We start from the raw sequence: 22706 nt of genomic DNA on the forward strand, positions 1-22706 counted from the left end.
CAGCTTCGGACTCCTCGCCCGATAGTTCCATCCGTCAGTCTCCTCCTGGCTGCCTCAACAGCCAAGAATCGCAGAGCACAAACCGAGCGGAAACCCATCAATCAAATGGGAGAAAAGCCTCGCTTACAATTCGCCCGACAGCGCGACAACAGAGAAGCCGCGTTCCAAGAGCGCCGCCTGCAAATGCCTGACGGCATCGCGCGTGTTGCAGAACACCAGCGCGCTCGGCGCCTCGTAGAACCTCAGGATATTGACGGCCGCATGCTCGACATCACCAGGCGCGACGCGGATGGCGCGATACTCGATGTCGGCGTGACCGCCCTCGTCGCCCGCGACCTCGATGCGAAACGCATCCTGCTGATACTGTTTTGCCAGTGCCACGATGCCGCGCGGGAACGTCGCGGAGAACAGCAGCGTCCGGCGCGTCTCCGGCGTGGTCTCGAGGATGAACTCCATGTCCTCGCGAAAACCGAGATTGAGCATCTCGTCGGCCTCGTCAAGCACGACGACTTTCAATTCCGAGATATCGAGGCGATTGCGCCTGAGATGATCGCACAGGCGTCCGGGCGTGCCGACGACGATGTGGGCGCCCGCGGCCAGCTCCCGCTGCTCGCGGCGCGGATCCATGCCGCCGACGCAGGAGACGACGCGCGCTCCGGCATGCTCATAGAGCCAGGTGAGCTCGCGCTGGACCTGCAAAGCGAGCTCGCGGGTCGGCGCGACGATCAGCGCCAGAGGTGCTGCGGCCTGCGCGAACCGCTCGGCATCACCCAGAAGGTCCCTGGCCATGGCCAATCCGTAGGCGACGGTCTTGCCCGAGCCCGTCTGGGCCGACACCAGCAGGTCGCGGTCAACGGCGTCCTCGCCGAGCACGGCGAGCTGAACCGGCGTCGGTGAATCGTAATTGCGCTCAGCCAAAGCACGGGCGAGCGGCGGGGTCAGGGCCGGAAAGGACACGGGGTGGAAAACCTTGGTTGGTCCGGGTGAGGAACGGAAAGAGCCGAGGGGCCTTGAGGCTGCAATCATTGCAGAAGGCCCGCTCACACCCGTGATGATTTCGATTTGGACGCTCTTTACGCTAGCGGCGACCAAATCACCATGCCTTTGATGCATGGCATTGGCGACAGGGTGAACAGGTTTGGGAAGCTCGGGCCGGCGCTTTTGAGCCGGAACGGCGGACTTTTACCGCCATCTCGCGTAAATTGGCCGCAACTGGAGGTGCTGGGATGCATGTATGACCTCATCAGGCCAACGACGTTGCGGTGATTGCACGCTCTGCTGCAAGGTGATGGCCATCGAGACCCTCGCCAAGCCGGCCAGCAGCTGGTGCGCGCATTGCAAGCCCGGCCGGGGTTGCGCGATCTATGACACCAGGCCCGCCGAATGCGAGACGTTCGCCTGCCTCTGGCTCGTCAACGACCTCCTCGATGAGCGCTGGAAACCGAGCCGCTCAAAGCTCGTCTTGACCACCTCGGACGACGGCATCGAGATCCGCTGCGACGCCGGCTCTCCCAATGCGTGGCGCAAGGAACCGTACGCGAGCGAGATCCGCGCCTGGGCCGAGCAAGGCGAGCGCAACGACATGACCGTCGTGGTGATCGTCGGCCCGCGCATGATCCTGATAACGCCCGAGCACGAGTTCGATCTCGGCATCGTCGGGCCGGATGAACGCATCGTGCGCGAACTGGAGGGGACCAAGGTGGTGGGCGCGACGGTGATGAAGGCGAGTGAGCTTGGTGCGTCCCCGGAGGTCAGTGGAATGAGATTGACCGCGAGGCGGTCCTAGTCCCTCGAGGTCACGAGCCTGCTGACACCGCCGGCCAGCTTTGCCCTGGCCCGCACCACAGAGGCTTTCGCCGCGAGGCTCAAGGCGCGGATGGCGCGCCAGGCTTCGGTCGCCTGCAGCCATGCCTTCATCTCGGCGAACCTTGCATAGCCCCAGGCGAATGCCGGAATCCGCATCAGCTTGTCGCGCGTCAGATGGAACAGGCGTTCGACCAGCACGAGCTTGAGCAGCTCGCAGCCGATGAACGCGGCTACCCCACTCAGGAACTGGCCGGTCGCGACGAGGTAGGCCGCCACCGGCTTGATCGGCTCCAGAATGATCACGGGGACCGAGAACAGCGCCAGCGACGGATAGGGCGGCAACGACCTGATCCAGGCGCGCAGCCGCTTGAACTCGAAATGTCGGGAAAGCCAGCGCGAGATCGGATGCGCCACCGCCATGAACACCGCATCCACCAGAAAATAGATGGCGGCAAGGATGTAGGTGACCGGTTTCAGGACTTGCTTCACGAGGTCTCTCCGGTGAATTGAAAGCCGGAACCTGGGCCGAAGTTTCCCGTCGGCACGGATCATTTGCGGATTCCCTGTGGAACTTTTGGGGCACCCAGCCCCGGCCGGGCTCACAGCTCGGCATAGACCTCCAGCAGATTGCCGTCGGGATCCCTGAAGAACAGCGTACGATGCCCGAACGGCTGGTTGGTCGGCGGCGACAACAGTGCGACGCCCTGGCGCACGAGTTCTTCGGCGCAGGCATCGACCTCGGCCGCGGAAACCTTGAAGGCCAATTGCAGCGAGGCACTGCCGGCCGGCGTCGGCGCGTCAGCGGCGATGCGGCTTGGCCTCGCCAATGCGAGCGTGTTGCTGCCGATCCCGTACTCGATCCAGTTCGGCGACAACTCGCGCGCGAGGGACAGAGCGAGCACGTCCTCATAGAAGCGCCGCATCGCCGCCATGTCGCGCGCGAAGATGACGGTGTAGTCGATCGCGCGGATGGCGCTGAAGGGCGAGCGGGTGCGCGGGTTGAAGTCTGTTGTCTGTTCGCTTGTCATCTCGTCCTTCATTCCAAACGCCGACTCGTAGTCCGCATGGAGCAAAGCGAAGCGGGACCGGTCCTGGATTGCGCTCCGCTCGATCCGGGCTACCACACCGAGACTTATCGCAGCAGCCCGCCACTATAGCGCAGCTCATACAACACGGGGCCACCATGCCGCGCAATCGTCTCGACACCATGGAAGCGGTCGAGCCCGCCCTCGACCTCATTGCGGTAGATCATGTCCGGCTGCTCGAACAGGGGCGGTCCTCGAAACGGCTGTTCGAGGCGGACCGCCAGCAGCGCCTGCCGCAGGAATTTGTAGATCGCGAGAAGAGTGTCCCGGTCGGTGATCGCCGCGAGGGTGCCGCCGCTGTAGCTCATCGACCAGATGACGCGATCGTCCCGCGACACGGTCTCCTGCCCGACGAAAAAGCCCATGCCAAAATAGATATCGCGATAGGCGTAAGGCGGCGCGCGATACTCAAGTTGTTTGGAGCCAGTGAGCAGCGGCGCGGCCACGGTCGCATCGTCGTCGAGGCCCGCATAGGTGCGCCGTTTGGCGTCGACCAGGAACATCGCAAGATCGTGAGGAATGGGGGACATCGGCTAGTCCACCAGATCCGGCCACGGCACGATGGTCGACTTCACCGTCTTCATCGCCATCGCGTCCTTCACTGCCTGCGAAACGCCCGCTTCCGTGAACGGATAGATCGTCTGCATCTTCAGCCAGGGATATTTACCGCGGGTGCGGTAGAGCATGTCGACGCCGAGCGGCAGATCATTGCCGGTGAAGCCCCAGGATCCGAGCACGTTGAGGTCCTTGGTGCAGATGCGATGCCAGGAGGTCTCGATCGAGCCCGCGTCGGTGAACTGGCCCATCTCGACATAGGTGCCGCCGTCGCGCAGCATCTCGATGCCTTCGGGGCCGGCTGTAGGGTGGCCCGAGCAATCCATCACCAGATCGGCGCCGAAACCGCCGACGATGTCGCGGACGCGCGCGATGCGCTGTTGCGGCGTGGTGAGTTCCTCGATGTTCACGGTCGCCTCCGCACCGAACTCGCGCGCGAGCTTCAGCCGCGGCTCCTCCGGCGCGCCGACGCAGATGACGCGCCCGGCCCCCATCTCCTTCGCCGCCGCGACCGCGAGAATGCCGATCGGGCCGGAGCCCTGGATCACCACCGTGTCGGCCCAGGTGAAGCCGCCGGCGCGGCTCGCGCGATTGAAGGCACGAATGCACGAGGTCAGCGGCTCCGACAGCGCACCGAGGCGCAGCGACATGTCGTCGGGCAGTTTGTAGATCTTGGTGCCCGGCAGCATGTCGAGATCGACATAGACATATTCGGCCCAGCCGCCCCACATGTGAGGTGGTTTCTCGAAGCCGAGATAGCGCCCGTAATAGACGGGCGTCAGGCATTTGTTGGCGGTTTGCGGATAGTGGATGCAATAATAGCATCGCCCGCACGGCATCAGCGGCGGGATCATCACCTTCGAGCCGATCTTGAGCGGCTTGCTCATGAAGTCCTCGGTGAACGCCTCGCCGCATTCGACGATGACCCCGCCGAGTTCGTGACCGAGCGTGAACGGCCAGGGCAGCGGCTTCGGCCAATGACCTTTCAGGATATGCAGATCGGTGCCGCAGACGCCGCACGCGCCGATCTTGATCAGCGCACCTTTACGGCCGACCTTCGGCCACGGCACGGTCTTGATCACGGGCTCCGAGCCCGGTCCGGCGTGGGTGCATACGCGGATGGATTCCATGGCGGTTTCCTCGATGCCCGTCTGTTATGATGGATGGTGCGGGCTGAGGCTCAGCGTATGTGAGATGCGCGATCGTGCCAAGGCGGTCCCGTAACCTGCCACCAACGCCGCCGTCATCCTGAGGTGCGCGCTCTTGCGCGCCTCGAAGGATGACGGTGGAGCTTGTGGCTGCAGTGCATGGCTGATGGTCATGCACTCCCAATTGTCTTGAGCCGCCTGCACCGAACGTGTAATGCCGCAAGAGTTCTTTCCTGGTGCCACTTGAACCCCCTTCCGCAAAATCCAATGGCCGCGTCCGGCTCCTTCGCCGCGATGAAATCCGTGCCCTATCGGCTGCAGTTCATCGCCTATGTGCTGGCGATGATGGCCGACAATATCGAGCACGTGATCAGCTATTGGGTGGTGTTTCAGAAGTTCCACTCGCCGACGCTCGGCGGTTTTGCCGTGCTGTCGCACTGGCTGCCGTTCCTGCTGTTCTCGGTGGCGGTCGGCGGGCTCGCCGACCGTTTCGATCCGCGCCGCATCATCCAGTGCGGCATGCTGCTGTTCATCGTGGCCTCGAGCGGATGGGGCTTCTTCTTCATCACCGACACGATCCAGATGTGGCACGCCATGCTGCTGCTGGTGATCCATGGCTGCGCCGGCGTGCTGTGGCAGACGCCGAACCAGCTGCTGCTCTACGACCTCGTCGGCCCCGCCGATCTGCCGAGCGCGGTGCGGCTGAATGCGATGGCGCGCTATCTCGGCATTCTCGTGGGCCCGGCGGTGGGCGGCGTCATCATGCTGACGCTCGGCCCTTCGCACGGCATCATCTTCAACACGCTGTTCTACCTGCCGATGCTGCTGTGGCTGTTCTGGGCCCCGGTCCGCGACAAGAGCATCGCTATCCGACGCTTCGCCGTGCGCGGCCTGGCCGACATCCTGCTGACCATCCGCGCCATCGGCACCCAGCCGGTGCTATCAGCGATGACCTGGCTCGCCGGCCTCACCTCGTTCATGATCGGCAACGCCTATCATGCCCAGATGCCGGGCTTTGCCGGCGATCTCGGCCGCGGCGATCCCGGCGTGTCCTACAGCGTGCTGCTCGCGGCCGACGCCGCCGGCGCGCTGCTCGCCGGCATCGCCCTGGAATCCTGGGGACGCCTCAAAGGCACGCCGCGCACCGCAATCACGCTCGCGATGCTCTGGAGCATCGCGCTGCTCGGCTTCGCATCGGTGCGGATCTATCCCGTCGCGATCGGGCTGCTGTTCTGCGCCGGCTTCTTCGAGTTGTCGTTCAACACCATGGCGCAGGCGCTGGTGCAGCTGAACGCACCAGCCGACATCCGCGGCCGCGTCGTCGGCCTCTACAATATGGCGGGCCTTGGCATGCGCGCCTTCAGCGGCATCACCGTCGGTTTGTTCGGTGCGGCGATCGGCATCCACTGGTCGCTTGGACTGTCGGCCGCCGTGCTGCTGGCACTGCTGCTTCTGCTGTCGCAACGCGCTGCAAGGAAAGCGGCCGGTTGACTCCGGCCTCTTCCCACCACAGGTTTGGCGGAGCGGGTTGGGGGATCAGGCATTGCGCAATCGCTGGGCTACTCTTGCGATCCTGTTTGTCGTTCGCCTCACGATCGCGTTTCAATTCCAGAGCGTGGCGGCTGTCGCGCCGCTGCTTGAAAAGAGGTTTGACGTTGGCCTCGCCGATATCGGCATCCTGATCGGGCTCTACTTTACGCCAGGCGTTGTGCTGGCGCTGCCGGGCGGCGCGATCGGACGAGTGCTCGGCGACAAGCCCACGACGATCGCAGCTCTGCTGCTAATGACGGCCGGCAGCCTGGTGATGGCAACCACCGAGATCTGGGGTTTGCAGATGGCGGGCCGGCTCGCCTCCGGGGCCGGCGGCGTGCTGCTGACGGTGCAGCTCACGAAGATGGGCACCGACTGGTTTGCCGGGAAAGAGATCGCAACCGCCATGGCGATCTTTGTCAATTCCTGGCCAGCGGGCGTTGCGATCTCGCTGCTGCTGTTGCCGGCGATCGGCACCGCCTATGGCGCGAGCGCCGTCTTCGCGACAACGGGTGCGCTCAGCGCGATCGGCATCGCGCTGATCACGCTCTACCAGCCTCCACCGGGTGCGATGACCGGCGGGACCGGCTCGGGCCGGCTCGATCGCCTTGCGCTGCTCGCCGTGATCGTCGCGGGCATGATCTGGGGCCTCTACAATGTCGGCTTTGCCATGATCTTCTCGTTCGGCCCGTCGCTGCTTGCCGAGCGCGGCTGGAGCATTGCGGCGGCGGGCTCGGCGATCAGCCTCGTGATGTGGCTGTCAGTGGTTTCGGTGCCGGCTGGCGGCTATCTCGCCGATCGCTTCAAGCGGCCGTTTGTTTTGGCGACCGTGGCCAGCCTCATGGTGGCCGGGCTGCTGGTCTGGCTGCCGCGATCGGACAGCATCATCACGATCCTCATCCTGATCGGGTTGATCGGCGGCCATCCAGCCGGCCCGATCATGAGCCTGGCCGCCCGCGTCCTCGCGCCGGAAACGCGAGCAATCGGCATGGGCGTGTTCTACACGCTCTTCTATGCCGCGATGATGCTGGGACCGGCGGTCGCCGGCCGGCTGGCCAAGTCGGCCGGAACGGCCGCGATCGCCCTCGACCTCGGCGCCCTGACGGTGCTCGCCTGCCCGCCGCTCATGTGGCTTTTTGAACGTATTGTGTCGGTGCGTCATCGCGGCGCGAAATCATAACGCGGCATTAACCCTATGCACCTTAGGGTCGTGCCGGACTCCGCCCGGGCGGGGGGTCGGGTAGTGAAAATGGCGTTGGCGAACAAAAAATTTCTTCCGGCCGCCGAGGAACGTCGGCGTTTCCAGCGGGTGAAGGTGCACCTGCTCGGCCGTTACATGCTGCCGGACCGCCGCGAATTCCCCTGCCAGGTGATCAACATGTCACCGGGGGGCCTTGCGCTGCTCGCGCCCGGCATCGGCAATGTCGGCGACCGCGTGGTCGCCTATCTCGACCATATCGGCAGGGTCGAGGGCAAGATCACTAGGATCATCGACAACGGCTTCGCCATGACGGTCGGGGCGACGCCGCGCAAGCGCGACAAGCTCGCGGCCCAGCTGACCTGGCTTGCCAACCGCGACATCCTCAATCTGCCGGAGGACCGCCGCCACGACCGTATCGTGCCGCGCAACCCGATCGCGGTGCTGACGCTCGAGGACGGCACCAAGATGACCTGCCGCATCATCGACCTATCGCTATCAGGCGCGGCCATCGCGGCGGAGAACCGCCCGCCGCTGAAATCAACCGTCCTGCTTGGTCGGGTCCAGGGCCGCGTCGTCCGAAACCTCGAAGACGGCTTCGCGCTCGAGTTCCTGCACGCGCAGCCGATCGAGACTCTCGAAGAGAGCGTTACCGCCCGGTAAAGCCAAAACGCGTCAAATCCCCTGTTTTTCGTGCCTCAAAGGCGGCGTCCGTGATGCGGACGCCGCCTTTTCGCATCCGGCTGCAGCCCTGGCACGGGTTAACGCGCTGGCCTGTCGGGACAGAAATGGCAGTTCCGCCAGCGTTCCCGCGTTAATGCCTACAATTTGAATCAATTGCAGTATTGTCAAATTTTAGTCGAGTTCTATTCAAGTATAGATCGAATTCGCGAAAACCTTTACTTGCATTCGTCTCAAGTTGACTTGGTTGACTTAGCGGCAACTCAAAAGCTCCATGCGAAATGTGGTCCCAACAAGAAACGGGGGCCGCAATGTTGGACTTCAGGGGACAGGGGAAGGCGCTGGCACTGGCTGCCACGCTCTTCGGGATTAGCGCGGCGGCGCAGGCCGGCGAAAGCCGTCTGCTCTACGCGAGCCTCGGCGACACCACGCGTGCGCCGATCGGCTGGGTCGAGTTTTGTGCGGAGAATGCCGCTCAGTGTCAGGGCGGGCCGACGCAGCCGCGCGACATCGTGATGTCGCAGACCGCGTGGCGCGACCTCGTCAAAGTCAATCGCTGGGTCAACGAGACCGTCAAGCCTTTGACCGACCAGGACCATTGGGGCGTCATCGAGAAGTGGTCGCTGCCGACAGACGGTTACGGCGACTGTGAAGACTACGTGCTGTTGAAGCGCAAGATGCTGATGGATGCCGGTTGGCCGCGCGAGGCCCTGCTCATCACCGTCGTGCGCGACAAGAAGGGCGAAGGGCACGCGGTGCTGACGGTGAAGACCGACAAGGGCGAGTTCGTTCTCGACAACCAGAACGAGAGCGTCGTTGCCTGGACGGAGACCGGCTACCGCTTCGTCAAGCGCCAGTCGCAGAGCGATCCCAACGTCTGGGTCTCGCTCGGCGATACCAAGCCTGCGGTCTCCACCGCCAGCGCAAGAGATCAATAGATTGATCAGTAGGAACGAGACAACAGGTTACGCGACCCGGTCACATCCCCACCCCTCCCCGTCCCAGACCGGTTCGCGCGCGCCCAGCCATCCCCCAATGGCTGGGCGCAACTTTTTTGGAGGCTAGGCCGGCGCCGTCCCGGCTTGGATCTCGGCTCGGATCGCAGCCGGCCGCGCGATCAGGGCGTAGGCGACGGGCACCACGAACAGCGTGAACAGCGTGCCGATCGATAATCCGGTCGCGATCACCAATCCCATGTTATAGCGCGACACCGCACCCGCGCCGCTCGCCGTGATCAGCGGAACGACGCCGAGCACCATGGCCGCCGTGGTCATCAGGATCGGCCGCAGCCGGATCGTCGCCGCCTCGATGATTGCCTCGGTGACCTCCCTGCCGGCTGCGCGCAGCTCGTTGGCGACCTCGACCATCAGGATGCCATGCTTGCTGACGAGCCCCATCAGCGTGAGCAGCCCGACCTGGGTATAAATGTTGAGACTCGCACCGCCGATGCCGAGGCTGATGAAGATCAGCGCACCGGCAAGCGACATCGGCACCGACACCAGGATAATGACGGGGTCGAGGAAGCTGTCGAACAGCGCCGCCAGCGCCAGGAAGATGATGATCACCGCAAAAGCGAAGGTGGTGACGAAGCCGCCGGACTCCTGCTCGAGCTGCCGCGAGGCGCCGCCGTAGTCGACGGTGTAGCCCGCCGGCAGAGTCTTGGCGAGATCCTTCAACGTCGCGAGCGCGCTGCCCATGGAAACACCGGGCATCGCGACACCCGAGATCGTCGCCGCATTGATCTGCTGGAAGTGATTGCGCGACTGCGGGATGGTCTTGTTCTCGAGATGGGCCACGGTCGACAGCGGCACCATCGAATTGTCGCTGGCGCGGATGTAGTAGCCGAGCAGCTGGTCGCTGGTCAGCCGCTCGTTCTGACGGGCCTGCGGAATCACCTTGTAGGAGCGACCGTCCAGGCTGAAATAGTCGAGATAATTGCCGCCGAGCATGGTGGCGAGCGCGCCGCCGAGATCGCTCATCTTGAGGCCGAGATCGCCGGCCTTGTCGCGGTCAAACATCACCATGGTCTGCGGCTTGTCGACCTTGAGGTCGGTGTCGAGGAAAATGAACTGTCCGCTTTTGAGCGCCGCGGCCATGAAGTTGCGCGAGACCTCGTCGAGCTCGATGAACGAGCCCGTCGTGCCGATCACGAACTGGATCGGAAGCCCGTTGCTTCCGGGCAGCGGCGACGGCTGAAAGGCGACGGACCGGGTGCCGGCGATGGTGTTGAGCAGGTTCTGGAAGTCCGGCTGGAGCGTCTTGGTGGTGAGGGCTCGCTGCTCCCACGGCTTGAGCACCCAACCGCTGATCACCTGCGTCGAGGTGTCGATCTGGAAGACCGTTGCGGTCTCGGGGCGTTTGGCGACGAGATCGTAGAGCTGCGTGCCGTAGAACTGCCGCTGCTGAAGCGTCGCCGAGGGGGCGGCCGTGGTCAGCGAGAGCACGACGCCCTGATCCTCGTCCGGCGCAAGCTCGCTGGTCGAGGTCGTATAGAGCCACGGGATCGCGGCAAGCAGCAGCAGCGCGAACACGGCCACGACCGGCTTCATGCCGAAGACGGCCTCGAGCCGGCGACGATAGGCGCCCGAGAGTCGCTCCAGCACGTGGTCGATCGCGCGCACCAGGCGCGCTTCCCAATTGGTCGCATCGCGCTCGGTCTTGCGCAGCAGCCAGGCGCAGTTCATCGGCGACAGCGTGAGCGCGATCACCGCCGACACCGTCACGGCGCCGGCCAGGGTGAAGGCGAATTCGGTGAACAGCGCGCCCGTGAGGCCGCCCTGGAATCCCACGGGGACGTAGACGGCGATCAGCACCACGGTCATGGCGACGATAGGGCTCGCCAGGGAACGCGCCGACTGGATGGCCGCTTCGACCGGCGCAATGCCCTCGTCGATCAGGCGGTGCACGCTCTCGACCACGATGATGGCATCGTCCACGACGAGCCCGATCGCAAGCACGAGCGCGAGCAGCGTCAAGAGATTGATGGAGAAGCCCATCAGCAGCATGAGGCCGAACGTGCCGATCAACGACAAGGGGATGGCGATGACGGGGATCAACACCGATCGCCAGGAGCCCAGAAACAGGAACACCACGATAATCACGATCAGCACCGCCTCCAGCAGCGAGTGAACGACCTCTTCGATCGAGGCGTTCACGAAATCGGTGGAGTCGTAGAGCACCTCGCCGACGAGCCCGTTCGGAAGCTGCGCCTTGATGTCCGGCAGCACCGCCTTCACGCCGTTGATGACGTCGAGCAGGTTGACCGTCGGAGCGGTCTGGATGCCGATATAGACTGCCGTCTTGCCGTTGAACTTCGTTTCGCTGTCGTAATCGTCGTTGCCGAGCGTGACATTGGCGACGTCGCGCAGGCGGATGATCGCGCCATTGACGGTCTTGACCACGAGGCTGCGGTACTGCTCCAAGGAATGGAGGTTGGTCGAGGCGGCGAGGTCGACCTGCACCAGGCGCCCTTTGGTGGAGCCGAGGCCCGAAATATAGTCGTTGCCAGACAGGGCCGTCGAAACGTCGCTCGCGGTCAGGCCGTAGGCGGCGAGCTTGTCGGGATCGAGCCAGGCGCGGAGCGCGAACTTCTTGGCGCCCAGCAGCTCGGCCGTCTGCACGCCCGCGACGGCCTGAAGGCGCGGCTGCACCACGCGCGTGAGGTAGTCGGTGATCTGGTTCGGCGCCAGCACGTCGCTGGCAAAGCCGATATACATGGCGTCGATGGTCTGGCCGACCTTGAGCGTCAGTGTCGGCTGCTGCGTGCCGCTCGGGAACTGGTTGAGAACCGAATTGACCTTGGCGTTGATTTCCGTCATCGCCTTGCCGGAATCGTAGTTCAGCCGCAGATTGATCGTGATCGTGCTGGTGCCGGTAACGCTGCTCGACGTCATGTAGTCGATGCCGTTGGCCTGCGCGATGGCATTCTCCAGCGGCGTGGTGATGAAGCCGCCGACGATGTCGGAGTCCGCGCCGGCATAGGCCGTCGTCACCGTGACGATGGCATTCTGGGTCCGCGGATATTGCAGGATCGACAGCGTCGACATCGAACGCAGCCCGAGCACCAGGATCAGGGCGCTGACCACCAGCGCCAGCACCGGCCGGCGGATGAAGATATCGGTGAAACGCATCGTTGTTGGCTGCCTGTTCGAACGCGTGGCCGGGATTATTGATCGACGATGTCGGGCGCGACTTCCGCGACCGGCACATGGGAATTGTCGATCTTGACTGGGCTGCCGTTGCGCAGCTTGAGCTGGCCGGCGATCACCACCGTCTCGCCCGGCTTGACCCCGTCGATTACGGCGACGCGGTCGCCCTTTGCAGACTTTGTCTTGACGAACATCTGGCGCGCGGTGCCCTGCCCGTCGTGCAGATTGTCGATGAGATAGACGAGATCGCCGTAGGAGTTGTTGACGATTGCGGTCAGCGGCACCGTGACGACCTGCTCCGGCTTGCCGACGGCGATCTCGACCTTGGCGAACATGCCTGGCAGCAGCCGGGCCTCGCCGTTTCGCAAGGTGGCGCGGACCTGGACGTTGCGGCTCGTCGAATCCACCTTGGCGTTGATTGCCGTGATCTGCCCGTTGAATCGCTCGGCCGGAAACGAATCGACGGAGATCGCAATATCCTGGTTGATGCGGATCGAGGCCAGTGCCTGCTGCGGCAGATAGAAGTCGACATAGATCGGATCGAGGCTCTGCAGCGTGACGATGCTCGTGCCGGCGCTCAGATACTGGCCGAGATCGACGGCGCGGATGCCGAGCCGGCCGGCAAAGGGCGCCTTCAGCGTCTTCTGCTCGACCACCGCCTTCTGCTGCTCGACCAGAGCCTGCGCGTTCTTCAGATTGGCCTTGTCGCTGTCGAGCGTTGCCTGACTGACCGCGTTGAACTTGATCTGCTCCTCGTCGCGCTTGAGCACGATGGCGTAGTTCTCGGCGGTCGCCTGCAACGAATGCAGCTTGGCGATGTCGTCGGTCGCGACCAGCGACAGAAGGGGCTGCCCTGCCGCGACGCTGTCGCCGGAGGAGAACTGGATGCCCTGGACGATGCCGGCGACCTGAAGTGCGAGATCGGCGCCGTTCACCGCACGCAGCGAGCCCACAGCGTTCAAGGTGGTTTGCCAGGGCGTATTGGCGGCCACCACGGTGGACACGGTCTGCGGTGGATTGGCCATGCCCCCGATCGCCTTCCGGATCATCATGTCCTTGAAGGCCTGGAAGCCGTAGAGGCCGCCGAACAGGAGGGCCATCCCGCTCAGCATGATTGTCATGCGCTTGATCATCGCATTGCGTCCTGAGTTTTCTTGTCGGATCCGGCGAAATAGCCGGGATTGGCGCGCGGCAGCGCCTCGGGGGTTTCGTCCGTCCGATTCCACCAGCCGCCGCCGAGCGACTGGAACAGCGCGGCGGTATCGGTGAAGCGCGCCGCCTGCGCCTTGATGCGAGACACGCGCGCATTGAGGTAGGACTGCTGGGCGTTGATGATGTTTGCGTAGGGAACTGCGCCGGTCTTGAACTGCTCGACCGCCATCGCAAGACTGTCCGCGGTGGCCTTCTCGGCGGCTGCCTGCGCCTTCAGCGTCGCGGCGTCGTACTGGATGGCGCGCAGGGAGTCAGCGACGTTCTGGAATGCCGTGACCACCGCGCTCTTGTAGAGCGCAAGATCCTGCTCGAACGCGGCGACGTCGGCCTCCTTGGTGTGATAGAGCGTGCCGCCGTCGACCAGCTTCTGGCTGACGCTGGAGGCCGCGCTCCAGACGATGGTGTCCGGCGAGAACAGCCGCTCGGGGCCGCTGGCGCCGTAGCTGCCCGACAGCGTGAGCTGGGGCAGCAGATTGGCGATGCCGACGCCGACGGTCGCAGTCGCCTGATGCAGCGTCGCCTCCGCCTGGCGGATGTCGGGACGCTGGCGCACCAGGGTCGAGGGCAAAGACAGCGGCAGCCGGCCGGGAAGGCGCAGCTCGGCAAGCATCACATGTTCGCCGCGGTCCTGGCTCGGCAGCCGGCCGAGATAGGCCATCAACTGGTTACGTTGCTGCGCCAGTTGCTTCTGGAGCGGCGCCAGCGTCGCCCGCGCCTGCGCCAGCGTGGCTTCCTGCGACAGCACGTCCGACTTCGAGATCGCGCCGATGTCGAACTGGTGCTGGATGCGCGCCAGCTGATCCGCCTCCGCCTTGATGATCTCCTCGGTCGCGGTGATTTGGTCGCGCAGCGAGGCATCCGTGATCGCCGCGGTGACCACGTTGGCGGTCAGCGCCAGATAAGTCGCCTCGAGCTTGAACGCCTGATAATCGGCCTGTGCCTGAAGAGCCTCGACCTGCCGCCGCGTGCCGCCCCAGACGTCCAGCGCATAGGAGACGCTGACCGAGGCGCCATAGAGCGCGTAAGTCGAGGTCTGCGCCGGCCACTGCCCCGACTGCGAGGTCGAGGCCTGGTCGCGCTCCGCCGATCCGTTCGCCGTCACTTGTGGAAACAGGCTGCCCTGCTGCGCCAGCGCGCTCTCGCGCGCGTTGCGCAATGCGAACTGCGCCGCCTGGACATCCGGGTGATTGCGAACAGCCTCCTCGACGAAGGCGCTCAGCTGTTTCGATCGGAACAGCGCCCACCAATAGCCGGAGATGTCGCTGCCGGACGCAAAGCCCTGCGCGTTGCCGCCGGCAACCGGCGCGCTGATCGTCGCCGCAAGGCGCTCTCGGGTAAAGCCGTCGACCCCCGGGCTCGCGGGCGCGACGAAATCCGGGCCCACGGCGCAGGACGCCAGCAGGATGCCGGGGAGAAGCACGCCCGCCGAGGCAAGCGCTCGGCCCGGCCAGCCCGACGAAACGGAGGGCCGGCGCAGGCCACGATGGTTAGATGTCACAGAACTAAACCGTTTAGTTTTCTATCGCGGCCATGTATGTTGCTAGCCTCGGCGCATTGTCAAGCCTTGGAGAATTGCAGAACATGGCCGCTGCCGCGCAAAAGCCACAAACACGTCGGGCGCCGCCTCGGGCCGACGACGGCGAACCGTCGCGCGCGAAGGCCAAGCACCGCCAGATCCTCGATGCCGCGCGCGAGCTGTTTCTCGATCTCGGTTTCGACACCACGAGCATGGACGCGATCGCACGCCAGGCTGGCGTGTCGAAGGCGACCCTCTACGTGCATTTCGACGACAAGGACGACCTCTTGCTGGCGCTGGTCAGCGACGAATGCCGCCGATTCGGGCCGAAGACGCTGTGGCGAGACGACGGCGAGCCGATCGATCTCAGGAAGGGACTGCGCGCGATCGCGAAGACGTTCCTTGAGGGCTTTCTCGATCAGCGGGGACTTGCAATGCACAGGCTGATCATGTCCTGCGCCTCGCGCTATCCGCGGGTGGCCGAGGTCTTCATGAAGGCGGGACCGGAGCGCTGCGACACCGAGGTCGCCGCCTTCCTACGCGCGGCGCAGGCGCAGCAGCTCGTCGACATTCCCGACATCAAGCTGGCCGCGACACAATTTCTCAGCCTCATCCAAGGCAAGGAAATCCTGAAATGGGCGCTGTCCATGAGCAAGCCGAGCGAGGCCCAACATCGCGCCCTGATCGACAGCGGCGTCAACGTGTTTCTCGGAGCTTACGAGCGCGGTCCGGCGGCTGGGCGACAGCCCGGCCAACAGAAGCGCGGCCGTTCAGCGAAGACACGCGGAGCACGCTAGGATGAGGCGATCCGTGGGTAACCTCACGCGCCCAGCACGTCGGCCAGCCGCAGCTCGTCGGCGACGGGATCTTTCAGAAACAGCTCGGCTTCGATCTCATTCAGATGCGACAGCATCTGGGCGCGTGCGGTCTCCTTGTCGCGCTTGCGGATCGCGGTGACGATGCCGGCGTGATGCTCGGTGCCGCAGGCCGGTGTGTCGTGACGGCGGTAGAGCAGGATGATGAGCGAGGAGCGCGCGATCAGCTCCTTCAGGAAGCCGAGATAGATGCTGTGGCCGCTCATCTCGGCGACGAGCTTGTGAAATTCGCCGGAAAGCCGGACCGAAGCGCGCGCGTCGCCGCGCAGCTCGGCGTCGCGCTCTTCCGTGAGATGCTGCTGGAGGCGCCCGATCCAGGCCGGCGAGACCGCATCGACGGCATGATCGACGATGGTCGGCTCGATCAAGCGGCGCGCCTCGAACACTTCGCGGGCGTCCGCGGGCGTCGGGCGCGCGACAAAGGCGCCGCGGTTCTTCTCGATGTTGACGATGCCCTCATGCGCGAGCTGCTGCAGCGCGGTGCGAACCAGCGTGCGGCTCGCGCCATAGATCTCGCCGATCTCATCCTCACCGAGCTTGGTGCCCGGCAGCAGGCGATGCTCGAGGATCGCCGCGGTCACGCCCTCCCTGATCCTGATAACGCGATCACTCACGTCGGGCGCATCGGATTTCGGGCGGGATTTGGCAGCCATGAGAGTGAGGGCTCGATCGGCGACATCAAAGGCTTCGAATGGTAGTCGACGAGCTGTATCCAATCACAGGCGAAACTTTATACAATTTTCGCCCATTTCGTGTGCACATCCCCGCCCGCCTGGTGCGCCATGCAACTGCCCTGGATTCGATCTAACGAACTGACTCCGCTACACAGTTTTCGAATTGGGCACTCCCTGCATTGTTGGCACGGACCTTGCGGAGAGAGGCGAACATCGCCCCTCCCAGCGGACACGCCATGGCCACTCCCGCCGCTCTCGAACTGGTCGCCGTCACCAAGCGCTATGACACGACGCTGGCGGTCGACAACGTCAACCTGAAGATCCCGGCCGGCACCTATTGCTGCCTGCTCGGCCCGTCCGGCTGCGGCAAGACCTCGACCTTGCGCATGATCGCCGGCCACGAGGCGGTCAGCGAAGGCGACATCATCCTGGGCGCCCAAAACGTCACGGATCTGGAGCCCGCCAAGCGCGGCACCGCGATGATGTTCCAGTCCTACGCGCTGTTTCCGCACCTGTCCGTGCTCGACAATGTTGCGTTTGCCCTGAAGATGCGCGGCATCGACCGCGCCGTCAGGCACAAGCGCGCCAGCGAACTTCTGGAGCTCGTGGCGATGACGCCCTATGCCGCGCGGCTTCCGGCCCAGCTTTCCGGCGGCCAGCAGCAGCGCGTCGCGCTCGCGCGCGCGCTGATCACCGAGCCGCAGATCCTGCTGCTCGACGAGCCGCTGTCCGCGCTCGATCCGTTCCTGCGGGTGAAGATGCGGGGCGAGCTGAAGCGGCTGCAGCGCGAGCTCGGCATCAGCTTCATCCAGGTCACCCACGGCCAGGAAGAGGCGATGGCGCTCGCCGACCACATCGTGGTGATGAACCACGGCAAGATCGAGCAGCAGGGATCGGCCCGCGACATCTTCCATCATCCCCGCACCGAATTCGTGGCACGCTTCATCGGCGGCCACAACGTGCTCAGCGACGCCGGCAACCTCATCGCCGTGCGCGCCGATCAGCTCGGCATCAAGCCGGTCACTGACGGCGCCTTCGGCGCGCCGGCGCTGCTGACCCAGACCGAGTACCAGGGCTCCTATGTCGCCGTCTCGCTCACGCTCGACGACGGTACCGCCCTGTTCTCCCACGTTCCCGAAGCCACCTTCGACGTCCATCCGTTCCGGCCGGGCGACCGCGTGCTGGCCACCTGGGATCCCGCCAAGGCGCAACGTCTGCAATAGCGCCGTCGTCATAGAAAATGCGCAACACAGAGGAGTGACTGGAATGACCGAGACCACCAAGAAGACCGGCGTCAGCCGCCGCACGCTACTCAAAGGCACCGCAAGCCTCGCCGGCCTTGCCGCCGGCTCCGGCGCCATCACCGGCTTCCCCTATGTGATGTCGGCCGAGCCGAAGGTGCTGCGCTATCTCGGCACCGCCGTGAACGAGGGCGACGACATCTCCAAGCAGTGTCTGAAGGACACCGGCATCAAGATCGAATACATCACCGCCACCACTGACGACGTCACCAAGCGCGTGATGACCCAGCCGAATTCCTTCGACGTGCTGGACACCGAATATTTCTCGCTGAAGAAGCTGGTGCCGTCGGGTAACATCCTTGCCCTCGACGCCAAGAAGATCAAGGAATTCGACAACATCACGCCCGTCTTCACCAAGGGCGAGACGCCCGGCGGCAAGAAGATCGGCAACCAGGGCACCGCGCCCTGGAAGGTGCTATATCTCGAGGGCAAGGACTCCAAGACGTTCTCCAAGACGGCGACGGAGTTCGTCACGCTGATCCCGACCGTCTACAACGCCGACACGCTCGGCATCCGCCCCGACCTGATCAAGCGGCCGATCAGCTCGTGGTCCGAGCTGCTCAACCCTGAATTCAAGGGCAAGGCCTCGATCCTCAACATCCCCTCGATCGGCATCATGGACGCCGCGATGGTCGTGGAAGCCACCGGCAAATACAAATATGCCGACAAGGGCAACATGACCAAGGAAGAGATCGATCTCACCATGAAGGTGATGACCGAGGCCAAGAAGGCCGGCCAGTTCCGCGCGTTCTGGAAGGACTTCAACGAAAGCGTCAACCTGATGGCTTCGGGCGAGACCGTCATTCAGTCGATGTGGTCGCCGGCGGTGACGAAGGTGCGCTCGATGGGCATCCCCTGCACCTTCCAGCCGCTCAAGGAAGGCTATCGCTCCTGGGCTTCCGGCTTCTGCGTCTCCAAGGGCGTGTCGGGCGCGAAGCTCGACTGGGCCTACGAGTTCGTCAACTGGTTCCTGTCCGGCTACGCCGGAGCCTACCTCAACCGCCAGGGCTACTATTCGGCCGTGCTCTCGACCGCGAAGGCGAATATGGAGCCCTACGAGTGGGCCTATTGGATGGAGGGCAAGCCTGCCGAGAAGGACATCAAGGCGCCGGACGGCTCGCTGCTGGAGAAGGCCGGCGCGGTTCGTGACGGCGGCTCCTACGAGGAGCGCATGGGCGCGGTCGCGTGCTGGAATGCCGTGATGGACGAGAACGACTACATGGTCCGCAAGTGGAACGAATTCATCGCCGCGTGATGGATACGTCTGAAGACATCCTGCAACGGACATCCCCGGATCTCGTCCGGGGATCGGACAAGGCGCGCCCCGCGAAAGCGGCGCGCCTGTCGCCCTCCTTCGTTTCCTGGCTGCAAGCCGGGCCGATGATGCTGGTGTTTCTCGCCTTCTTCCTGATCCCGCTCGTCTTCGTCGTCATCGTCTCGTTCTGGGACTACAATGAATATCAACTGCTACCGGCTTTTTCGGGCCGCGGCTACACCGACACGTTCGAGGGCTGCATCGCGCAGCTCCCCGATCTCTGCACGATCGCCAAGACCTACCTGAAGACGCTGAAGCTGTGCTTCCTGGTCTGGGCCATCACGCTCTTCATCGGCTTCTGGGTCGCCTATTTCCTCGCCTTCCATGTCAAGTCCAAGACCTGGCAGATGGGCCTGTCGCTGCTCTGCACGATCCCGTTCTGGACCTCCAACGTCATTCGCATGATCGCCTGGATCCCGCTGCTCGGGCGCAATGGCCTGGTAAATTCAGGCCTGATGAAGACAGGCCTGATCAACCAGCCGGTGGAATGGCTGCTGTTCTCCGAATTCTCCGTGGTGCTGGCGCTGGTGCACCTCTTCACCTTCTTCATGGTGGTGCCGATCTTCAATTCGATGATCCGGATCGACAAGTCGCTGATCGAGGCGGCCTATGACGCCGGCGCCACCGGCTTCCAGACGCTGGTCAACGTCGTCATCCCGCTTGCCAAGCCGGGCATCGTGATCGGCTCGATCTTCGTCATCACCATCGTGATGGGCGACTTCATCACCATCGGGGTGATGGGCGGCCAGCAGATCGCCGCCGCCGGCAAGATCATCGAGACGCGAGTGAACGCGCTGCAATTCCCGGCCGCAGCCGCCAATGCCGTGATCCTGCTCGTCATCACCTTCCTGATAATCACCATGATGTCGCGCATCGTCGACATCAAGAAGGAGCTGTAGGCGATGAAGGAGGGACGGCCGCGTTCATTCTACGTCCTCGCGATCTTCTTCGCGGCTTATGTGCTGTTTCTCTATGGCCCGATGATCGCGATCTACGTGCTCTCGTTCCAGGGGCCGCAGGGCGGCCTCACCTTCCCGATGAACGGGGTGTCGACCTATTGGCTGACGAAGCTGTTCCAGGGCACCGGGATCGTCGATCTCGGCGCGGCCTTCCGTCGCTCGCTGCTGCTCGGCGTCATCGTGATGACTGTCACCGTGGTGCTGTCGGTCGCCGCCGGCATGGCATTCCGCAGGAAGTTCAAAGCGCAGAGCATTCTGTTCTACTCGGCGATCGCGAGCCTCATCGTGCCCTCCATCATCACCTCGCTCGGCATCTCGCTGGAATTTCGCATCATCGACGATCTGATCAAGGCGCACTGGAACGAGAATTTCGAGACCTCGATGGGGCTGCTCACCTCGGGTCTCGGCGCGCATCTGACCTGGACGCTGCCGTTCGGCCTGCTCATCATGTTCGCGATCTTCAATCGCTTCGATCCCAGGCTCGAGGAAGCCGCACGCGATCTCGGCGCGACGCCGTGGCAAACGTTCCGCCATGTCGTGCTGCCGATCATCCTGCCCTCGGTGATCGGCATCGGCCTGTTCGGCTTCACACTGTCCTGGGACGAGCTTGCGCGCTCGAGCCAGGCAATCGGTGCGGTCAACACATTGCCGCTCGATCTCCAGGGCCTCACCACGACGGTGACGAACCCCGACATCTACGCGCTCGGCACCATCATCTCCGCGGTCTCCTTCGCGGTGATCACGCTTGCGCTCGGCACCATCCACATGCTCAACAAGCGGCAGGCGGCCAAGGGCTCGGACGCCGGCAAAGGGCTCGTCTGACCGAGATGCGGCTTCACGTCGTCAACCCCAACACGACCAACTCGATGACGGCGAAGATCGCCGCGGCCGCGCGTGCGGTCGCGCTGCCGGACACGGTGATCGACGCCCGCGAACCGACGATGGGACCGGTTTCGATTGAAGGGTTTTACGACGAGGCCTTCGCCGTTCCCGGCATGCTCGGCTGCATCCGTGCGGCCGACCACGACAATGCGGATGCCCATATCGTCGCCTGCTTCGACGACACCGGCCTCGACGCGGCACGCGCTGCGGCGAAAGCGCCCGTCATCGGCATCGGCGAAGCCGGTTTCCACCTCGCGAGCCTGATTGCAGCGCGCTTTGCCGTGGTGACGACGCTCAGCGTCTCCGTCGTGCCGATCGAGCATAATTTGCGGAAGTATGGCCTGGCCGAGCGCTGCGCCCGCGTCCGCGCCGCCGAAGTCCCCGTGCTCGCGCTCGAGCAACGCAACGCGGACGCCCTCGGCAAGATCTCTGCGGAGATCATCGCCTCGATCCGTGACGACCGCGCCGAGGCCATCGTGCTCGGCTGCGCCGGCATGGCCGACCTCGCCACCGAGCTTGCCGCGACGCACGGCCTGCCCGTGATCGACGGTGTTGCCGCTGCGGTGATGCTGGCGGAATCGCTGGTGCGCCTGGGGTTGAAGACCTCCCGGCTAGGGCCCTATGCGGCCCCGCGGCCGAAGACCTATTCCGGGGCGTTTTCGCCGTTTCAGCCCTGAATCTCGGTGCCCGGCCTCATCGCAAGAGGGTAAAGGCCAAGTCCCGGCTGTTTTTTGGCCGCCAGCCTCTTTTTGGTCCCAATTGTTGCCGAACAGTAACACTTTCTGGACGTCCCGGCCGCCCTGTTCTGCGTTCGCGTGCTGCCGCTCTTCGCCACTCACCAAGTTTCAATTTGGGTTTTGTCAGCGATGATCGATCTCGCAGAGGACACACCGTCCAATCCGCTTCTTCGTCTCGGTGCCCAGCCGATCGCGCTGACGGCTGCGGCCCTGTTACTGCTGATCGCGGGCGTCACCTCGATCGCAATCTGGCGCGCCTATACCGGCGCTGCGCCAGAGACCGACCGGGTCGTCGCGTCACGGCAGCTCCAGGTGCGCGCGACGCAGGCTTCCGAGCAGCTCGTCGAGAAAACCAAGGGGCTGGAGGCAACCCAGCAGGAATCGATCGACCAGCTCCAGGTCGTGCAGGATCAGCTTCAGACCATGAAGAAGCTGCTCGCCTCGCAGCAGGCGGACACCAAGCGGCTGTCGGAGCAGGTCGCCAATCTGAACGAATCCATCGACGGGTTGCGGCAATCCTTTGCCAGCGTCCGCGCCACCGAGGCCGACGCCCCGTCAGTTACCCCAAGGAAACCTGCGCGCCACCGTCACGCCAGCGCCCACAAACGCTCTCGGGGCTGATTAGATCCGGCCTCGCGGGCTTTATTTTCGCCAGATGTGAAATGGATCACATTCGTCCGTATGATTCCGCGCGATGCTCGCCGATACCGGATGGCGTAAGCCGATTTCAATGTCCGGGGCTGGCAAGGTCGTTGACGGTATACTGCGTCAACGGCCTTGTTCTTTAGTGCATCGGTATTTTGGTGCCTCGGCCGGGCACCCGCGCCCGGCGTAGTCCCCTATTCGCAGACCTGAACCCGGCGGACGCGCCAGCCCCATTGCGTCATCACGCGCTGCCGCTCAAGGTAGCACTGCGCGCCATAGTCTTCGTAGCCGACACCGTAAGCGTAGGGGTCGCCATAGTAGGGATAGCCGTAGCCATACGCGCCGTAATAGCCGGCCCCTGCGATACCGGCGCGTATGGCTACGGCTATCCCTACTATGGCGACCCCTACGCTTACGGTGTCGGCTACGAAGACTATGG

General features: G+C 64.1%; 21 protein-coding genes and 1 pseudogene. 12 read left to right on the top strand and 10 right to left on the bottom strand.

What is annotated here, in order from left to right; translation table 11 throughout:
• Nucleotides 1-126: 126 nt before the first annotated feature.
• Nucleotides 127-957, bottom strand: a pseudogene (locus tag G8O24_RS39740) (DEAD/DEAH box helicase); the annotation flags it as partial.
• A gap of 331 nt (nt 958-1288) precedes the next feature.
• Between G8O24_RS39740 and G8O24_RS39745 the strand changes: the two are divergent.
• Entirely contained in the window at nt 1289-1786 is a 498-nt protein-coding gene (locus G8O24_RS39745) for a hypothetical protein (RefSeq protein WP_244646306.1), read from the top strand.
• On the opposite strand, the gene G8O24_RS39750 is transcribed toward G8O24_RS39745, so the two are convergent.
• The 4 genes from G8O24_RS39750 to G8O24_RS39765 all read right to left on the bottom strand — a co-directional run bounded on the left by G8O24_RS39750 (nt 1783) and on the right by G8O24_RS39765 (nt 4576).
• The gene (locus G8O24_RS39750) at nt 1783-2295 is read right to left on the bottom strand and encodes a hypothetical protein (protein ID WP_188107945.1); all 513 of its coding nucleotides are present in this window, start codon (nt 2293-2295) and stop codon (nt 1783-1785) included. The genes G8O24_RS39745 and G8O24_RS39750 overlap by 4 nt on opposite strands.
• Before the next feature lie 110 nt (nt 2296-2405).
• Entirely contained in the window at nt 2406-2834 is a 429-nt protein-coding gene (locus tag G8O24_RS39755) for a VOC family protein (RefSeq protein WP_244646302.1), read from the bottom strand.
• A 104-nt stretch (nt 2835-2938) separates the two neighbouring features.
• Nucleotides 2939-3421 carry a DUF5680 domain-containing protein gene (locus G8O24_RS39760; protein WP_188107947.1) on the bottom strand — a complete coding sequence of 161 codons (483 nt, stop codon included), beginning with the start codon at nt 3419-3421 and terminating at the stop codon, nt 2939-2941.
• A gap of 3 nt (nt 3422-3424) precedes the next feature.
• Complete coding sequence (locus tag G8O24_RS39765) at nt 3425-4576, bottom strand: zinc-binding dehydrogenase (protein WP_188107948.1); 1152 nt, start codon at nt 4574-4576, stop codon at nt 3425-3427.
• 285 nt (nt 4577-4861) lie between these two features.
• Between G8O24_RS39765 and G8O24_RS39770 the strand changes: the two genes are divergently transcribed.
• From G8O24_RS39770 to G8O24_RS39785, 4 genes are all read left to right on the top strand, one after another.
• Entirely contained in the window at nt 4862-6085 is a 1224-nt protein-coding gene (locus G8O24_RS39770; protein ID WP_188107949.1) for an MFS transporter, read from the top strand.
• A 52-nt stretch (nt 6086-6137) separates the two neighbouring features.
• On the top strand, nt 6138-7304 hold the full coding sequence (locus tag G8O24_RS39775) for an MFS transporter (protein WP_188107950.1): 1167 nt from the start codon (nt 6138-6140) through the stop codon (nt 7302-7304).
• Nucleotides 7305-7373: 69 nt separating this feature from the next.
• Nucleotides 7374-7985, top strand: coding sequence for a PilZ domain-containing protein (locus G8O24_RS39780; RefSeq protein ID WP_188107951.1), 612 nt, complete (start codon nt 7374-7376; stop codon nt 7983-7985).
• A 329-nt stretch (nt 7986-8314) separates the two neighbouring features.
• Nucleotides 8315-8941 (top strand): transglutaminase-like cysteine peptidase, encoded by a 627-nt coding sequence (locus G8O24_RS39785; protein WP_188107952.1) that lies wholly within the window; start codon nt 8315-8317, stop codon nt 8939-8941.
• A gap of 123 nt (nt 8942-9064) precedes the next feature.
• Here the strand turns inward: G8O24_RS39785 and G8O24_RS39790 are convergent, their stop codons facing one another.
• Genes G8O24_RS39790 through G8O24_RS39800 form a run of 3 tightly spaced genes read right to left on the bottom strand, consistent with a single transcriptional unit; the run spans nt 9065 to nt 14783 of the window.
• The gene (locus tag G8O24_RS39790; RefSeq protein ID WP_188107953.1) at nt 9065-12133 is read right to left on the bottom strand and encodes an efflux RND transporter permease subunit; all 3069 of its coding nucleotides are present in this window, start codon (nt 12131-12133) and stop codon (nt 9065-9067) included.
• A gap of 35 nt (nt 12134-12168) precedes the next feature.
• On the bottom strand, nt 12169-13284 hold the full coding sequence (locus G8O24_RS39795) for an efflux RND transporter periplasmic adaptor subunit (protein ID WP_244646304.1): 1116 nt from the start codon (nt 13282-13284) through the stop codon (nt 12169-12171).
• Nucleotides 13281-14783 carry an efflux transporter outer membrane subunit gene (locus tag G8O24_RS39800; protein ID WP_311972324.1) on the bottom strand — a complete coding sequence of 501 codons (1503 nt, stop codon included), beginning with the start codon at nt 14781-14783 and terminating at the stop codon, nt 13281-13283. Before G8O24_RS39800 ends, G8O24_RS39795 begins: the two co-directional genes overlap by 4 nt.
• Before the next feature lie 161 nt (nt 14784-14944).
• On the opposite strand from G8O24_RS39800, the gene G8O24_RS39805 reads away from it, so the two are divergent.
• Nucleotides 14945-15676 (top strand): TetR/AcrR family transcriptional regulator, encoded by a 732-nt coding sequence (locus G8O24_RS39805; RefSeq protein ID WP_188107954.1) that lies wholly within the window; start codon nt 14945-14947, stop codon nt 15674-15676.
• A 23-nt stretch (nt 15677-15699) separates the two neighbouring features.
• Here the strand turns inward: G8O24_RS39805 and G8O24_RS39810 are convergent, their stop codons facing one another.
• Nucleotides 15700-16407: a GntR family transcriptional regulator gene (locus G8O24_RS39810; protein ID WP_188107955.1), complete on the bottom strand. Its 708-nt coding sequence runs from the start codon at nt 16405-16407 to the stop codon at nt 15700-15702.
• A 257-nt stretch (nt 16408-16664) separates the two neighbouring features.
• On the opposite strand from G8O24_RS39810, the gene G8O24_RS39815 reads away from it, so the two are divergent.
• From G8O24_RS39815 to G8O24_RS39840, 6 genes are all read left to right on the top strand, one after another.
• Nucleotides 16665-17651, top strand: a complete 987-nt coding sequence (locus tag G8O24_RS39815) for an ABC transporter ATP-binding protein (protein ID WP_188107956.1) — start codon at nt 16665-16667, stop codon at nt 17649-17651.
• A gap of 43 nt (nt 17652-17694) precedes the next feature.
• Nucleotides 17695-18984, top strand: a complete 1290-nt coding sequence (locus G8O24_RS39820) for an ABC transporter substrate-binding protein (RefSeq protein WP_188107957.1) — start codon at nt 17695-17697, stop codon at nt 18982-18984.
• Nucleotides 18984-19943, top strand: coding sequence for an ABC transporter permease (locus tag G8O24_RS39825; RefSeq protein WP_188107958.1), 960 nt, complete (start codon nt 18984-18986; stop codon nt 19941-19943). Before G8O24_RS39820 ends, G8O24_RS39825 begins: the two co-directional genes overlap by 1 nt.
• Before the next feature lie 3 nt (nt 19944-19946).
• The gene (locus G8O24_RS39830; protein ID WP_188107959.1) at nt 19947-20825 is read left to right on the top strand and encodes an ABC transporter permease; all 879 of its coding nucleotides are present in this window, start codon (nt 19947-19949) and stop codon (nt 20823-20825) included.
• 5 nt (nt 20826-20830) lie between these two features.
• Nucleotides 20831-21562, top strand: a complete 732-nt coding sequence (locus tag G8O24_RS39835; RefSeq protein ID WP_188107960.1) for an aspartate/glutamate racemase family protein — start codon at nt 20831-20833, stop codon at nt 21560-21562.
• Between the two features lie 189 nt (nt 21563-21751).
• A complete protein-coding gene (locus tag G8O24_RS39840; protein ID WP_188107961.1) occupies nt 21752-22243 on the top strand; it encodes a hypothetical protein in 492 nt (163 codons plus the stop codon).
• 218 nt (nt 22244-22461) lie between these two features.
• Here G8O24_RS39840 and G8O24_RS44120 read toward each other — a convergent pair.
• Nucleotides 22462-22706: hypothetical protein (locus tag G8O24_RS44120; RefSeq protein WP_210324915.1), on the bottom strand; the 245-nt coding region annotated here is incomplete at its 5' end.

Source organism: Bradyrhizobium campsiandrae, from assembly GCF_014529705.1.
GTDB lineage: Bacteria > Pseudomonadota > Alphaproteobacteria > Rhizobiales > Xanthobacteraceae > Bradyrhizobium > Bradyrhizobium campsiandrae.

Excerpts from the sequence above, each read along its gene's own strand:
- G8O24_RS39745 (WP_244646306.1), top strand. The coding sequence starts at position 1,289 with ATGGCCATCGAGACCCTCGCCAAGCCGGCCAGCAGCTGGTGCGCGCAT.
- G8O24_RS39755 (WP_244646302.1), bottom strand. The coding sequence starts at position 2,834 with ATGACAAGCGAACAGACAACAGACTTCAACCCGCGCACCCGCTCGCCC.
- G8O24_RS39760 (WP_188107947.1), bottom strand. The coding sequence starts at position 3,421 with ATGTCCCCCATTCCTCACGATCTTGCGATGTTCCTGGTCGACGCCAAA.
- G8O24_RS39765 (WP_188107948.1), bottom strand. The coding sequence starts at position 4,576 with ATGGAATCCATCCGCGTATGCACCCACGCCGGACCGGGCTCGGAGCCC.
- G8O24_RS39770 (WP_188107949.1), top strand. The coding sequence starts at position 4,862 with ATGGCCGCGTCCGGCTCCTTCGCCGCGATGAAATCCGTGCCCTATCGG.
- G8O24_RS39780 (WP_188107951.1), top strand. The coding sequence starts at position 7,374 with ATGGCGTTGGCGAACAAAAAATTTCTTCCGGCCGCCGAGGAACGTCGG.
- G8O24_RS39785 (WP_188107952.1), top strand. The coding sequence starts at position 8,315 with ATGTTGGACTTCAGGGGACAGGGGAAGGCGCTGGCACTGGCTGCCACG.
- G8O24_RS39790 (WP_188107953.1), bottom strand. The coding sequence starts at position 12,133 with ATGCGTTTCACCGATATCTTCATCCGCCGGCCGGTGCTGGCGCTGGTG.
- G8O24_RS39795 (WP_244646304.1), bottom strand. The coding sequence starts at position 13,284 with ATGATCAAGCGCATGACAATCATGCTGAGCGGGATGGCCCTCCTGTTC.
- G8O24_RS39805 (WP_188107954.1), top strand. The coding sequence starts at position 14,945 with ATGGCCGCTGCCGCGCAAAAGCCACAAACACGTCGGGCGCCGCCTCGG.
- G8O24_RS39810 (WP_188107955.1), bottom strand. The coding sequence starts at position 16,407 with ATGGCTGCCAAATCCCGCCCGAAATCCGATGCGCCCGACGTGAGTGAT.
- G8O24_RS39815 (WP_188107956.1), top strand. The coding sequence starts at position 16,665 with ATGGCCACTCCCGCCGCTCTCGAACTGGTCGCCGTCACCAAGCGCTAT.
- G8O24_RS39820 (WP_188107957.1), top strand. The coding sequence starts at position 17,695 with ATGACCGAGACCACCAAGAAGACCGGCGTCAGCCGCCGCACGCTACTC.
- G8O24_RS39825 (WP_188107958.1), top strand. The coding sequence starts at position 18,984 with ATGGATACGTCTGAAGACATCCTGCAACGGACATCCCCGGATCTCGTC.
- G8O24_RS39830 (WP_188107959.1), top strand. The coding sequence starts at position 19,947 with ATGAAGGAGGGACGGCCGCGTTCATTCTACGTCCTCGCGATCTTCTTC.
- G8O24_RS39835 (WP_188107960.1), top strand. The coding sequence starts at position 20,831 with ATGCGGCTTCACGTCGTCAACCCCAACACGACCAACTCGATGACGGCG.
- G8O24_RS39840 (WP_188107961.1), top strand. The coding sequence starts at position 21,752 with ATGATCGATCTCGCAGAGGACACACCGTCCAATCCGCTTCTTCGTCTC.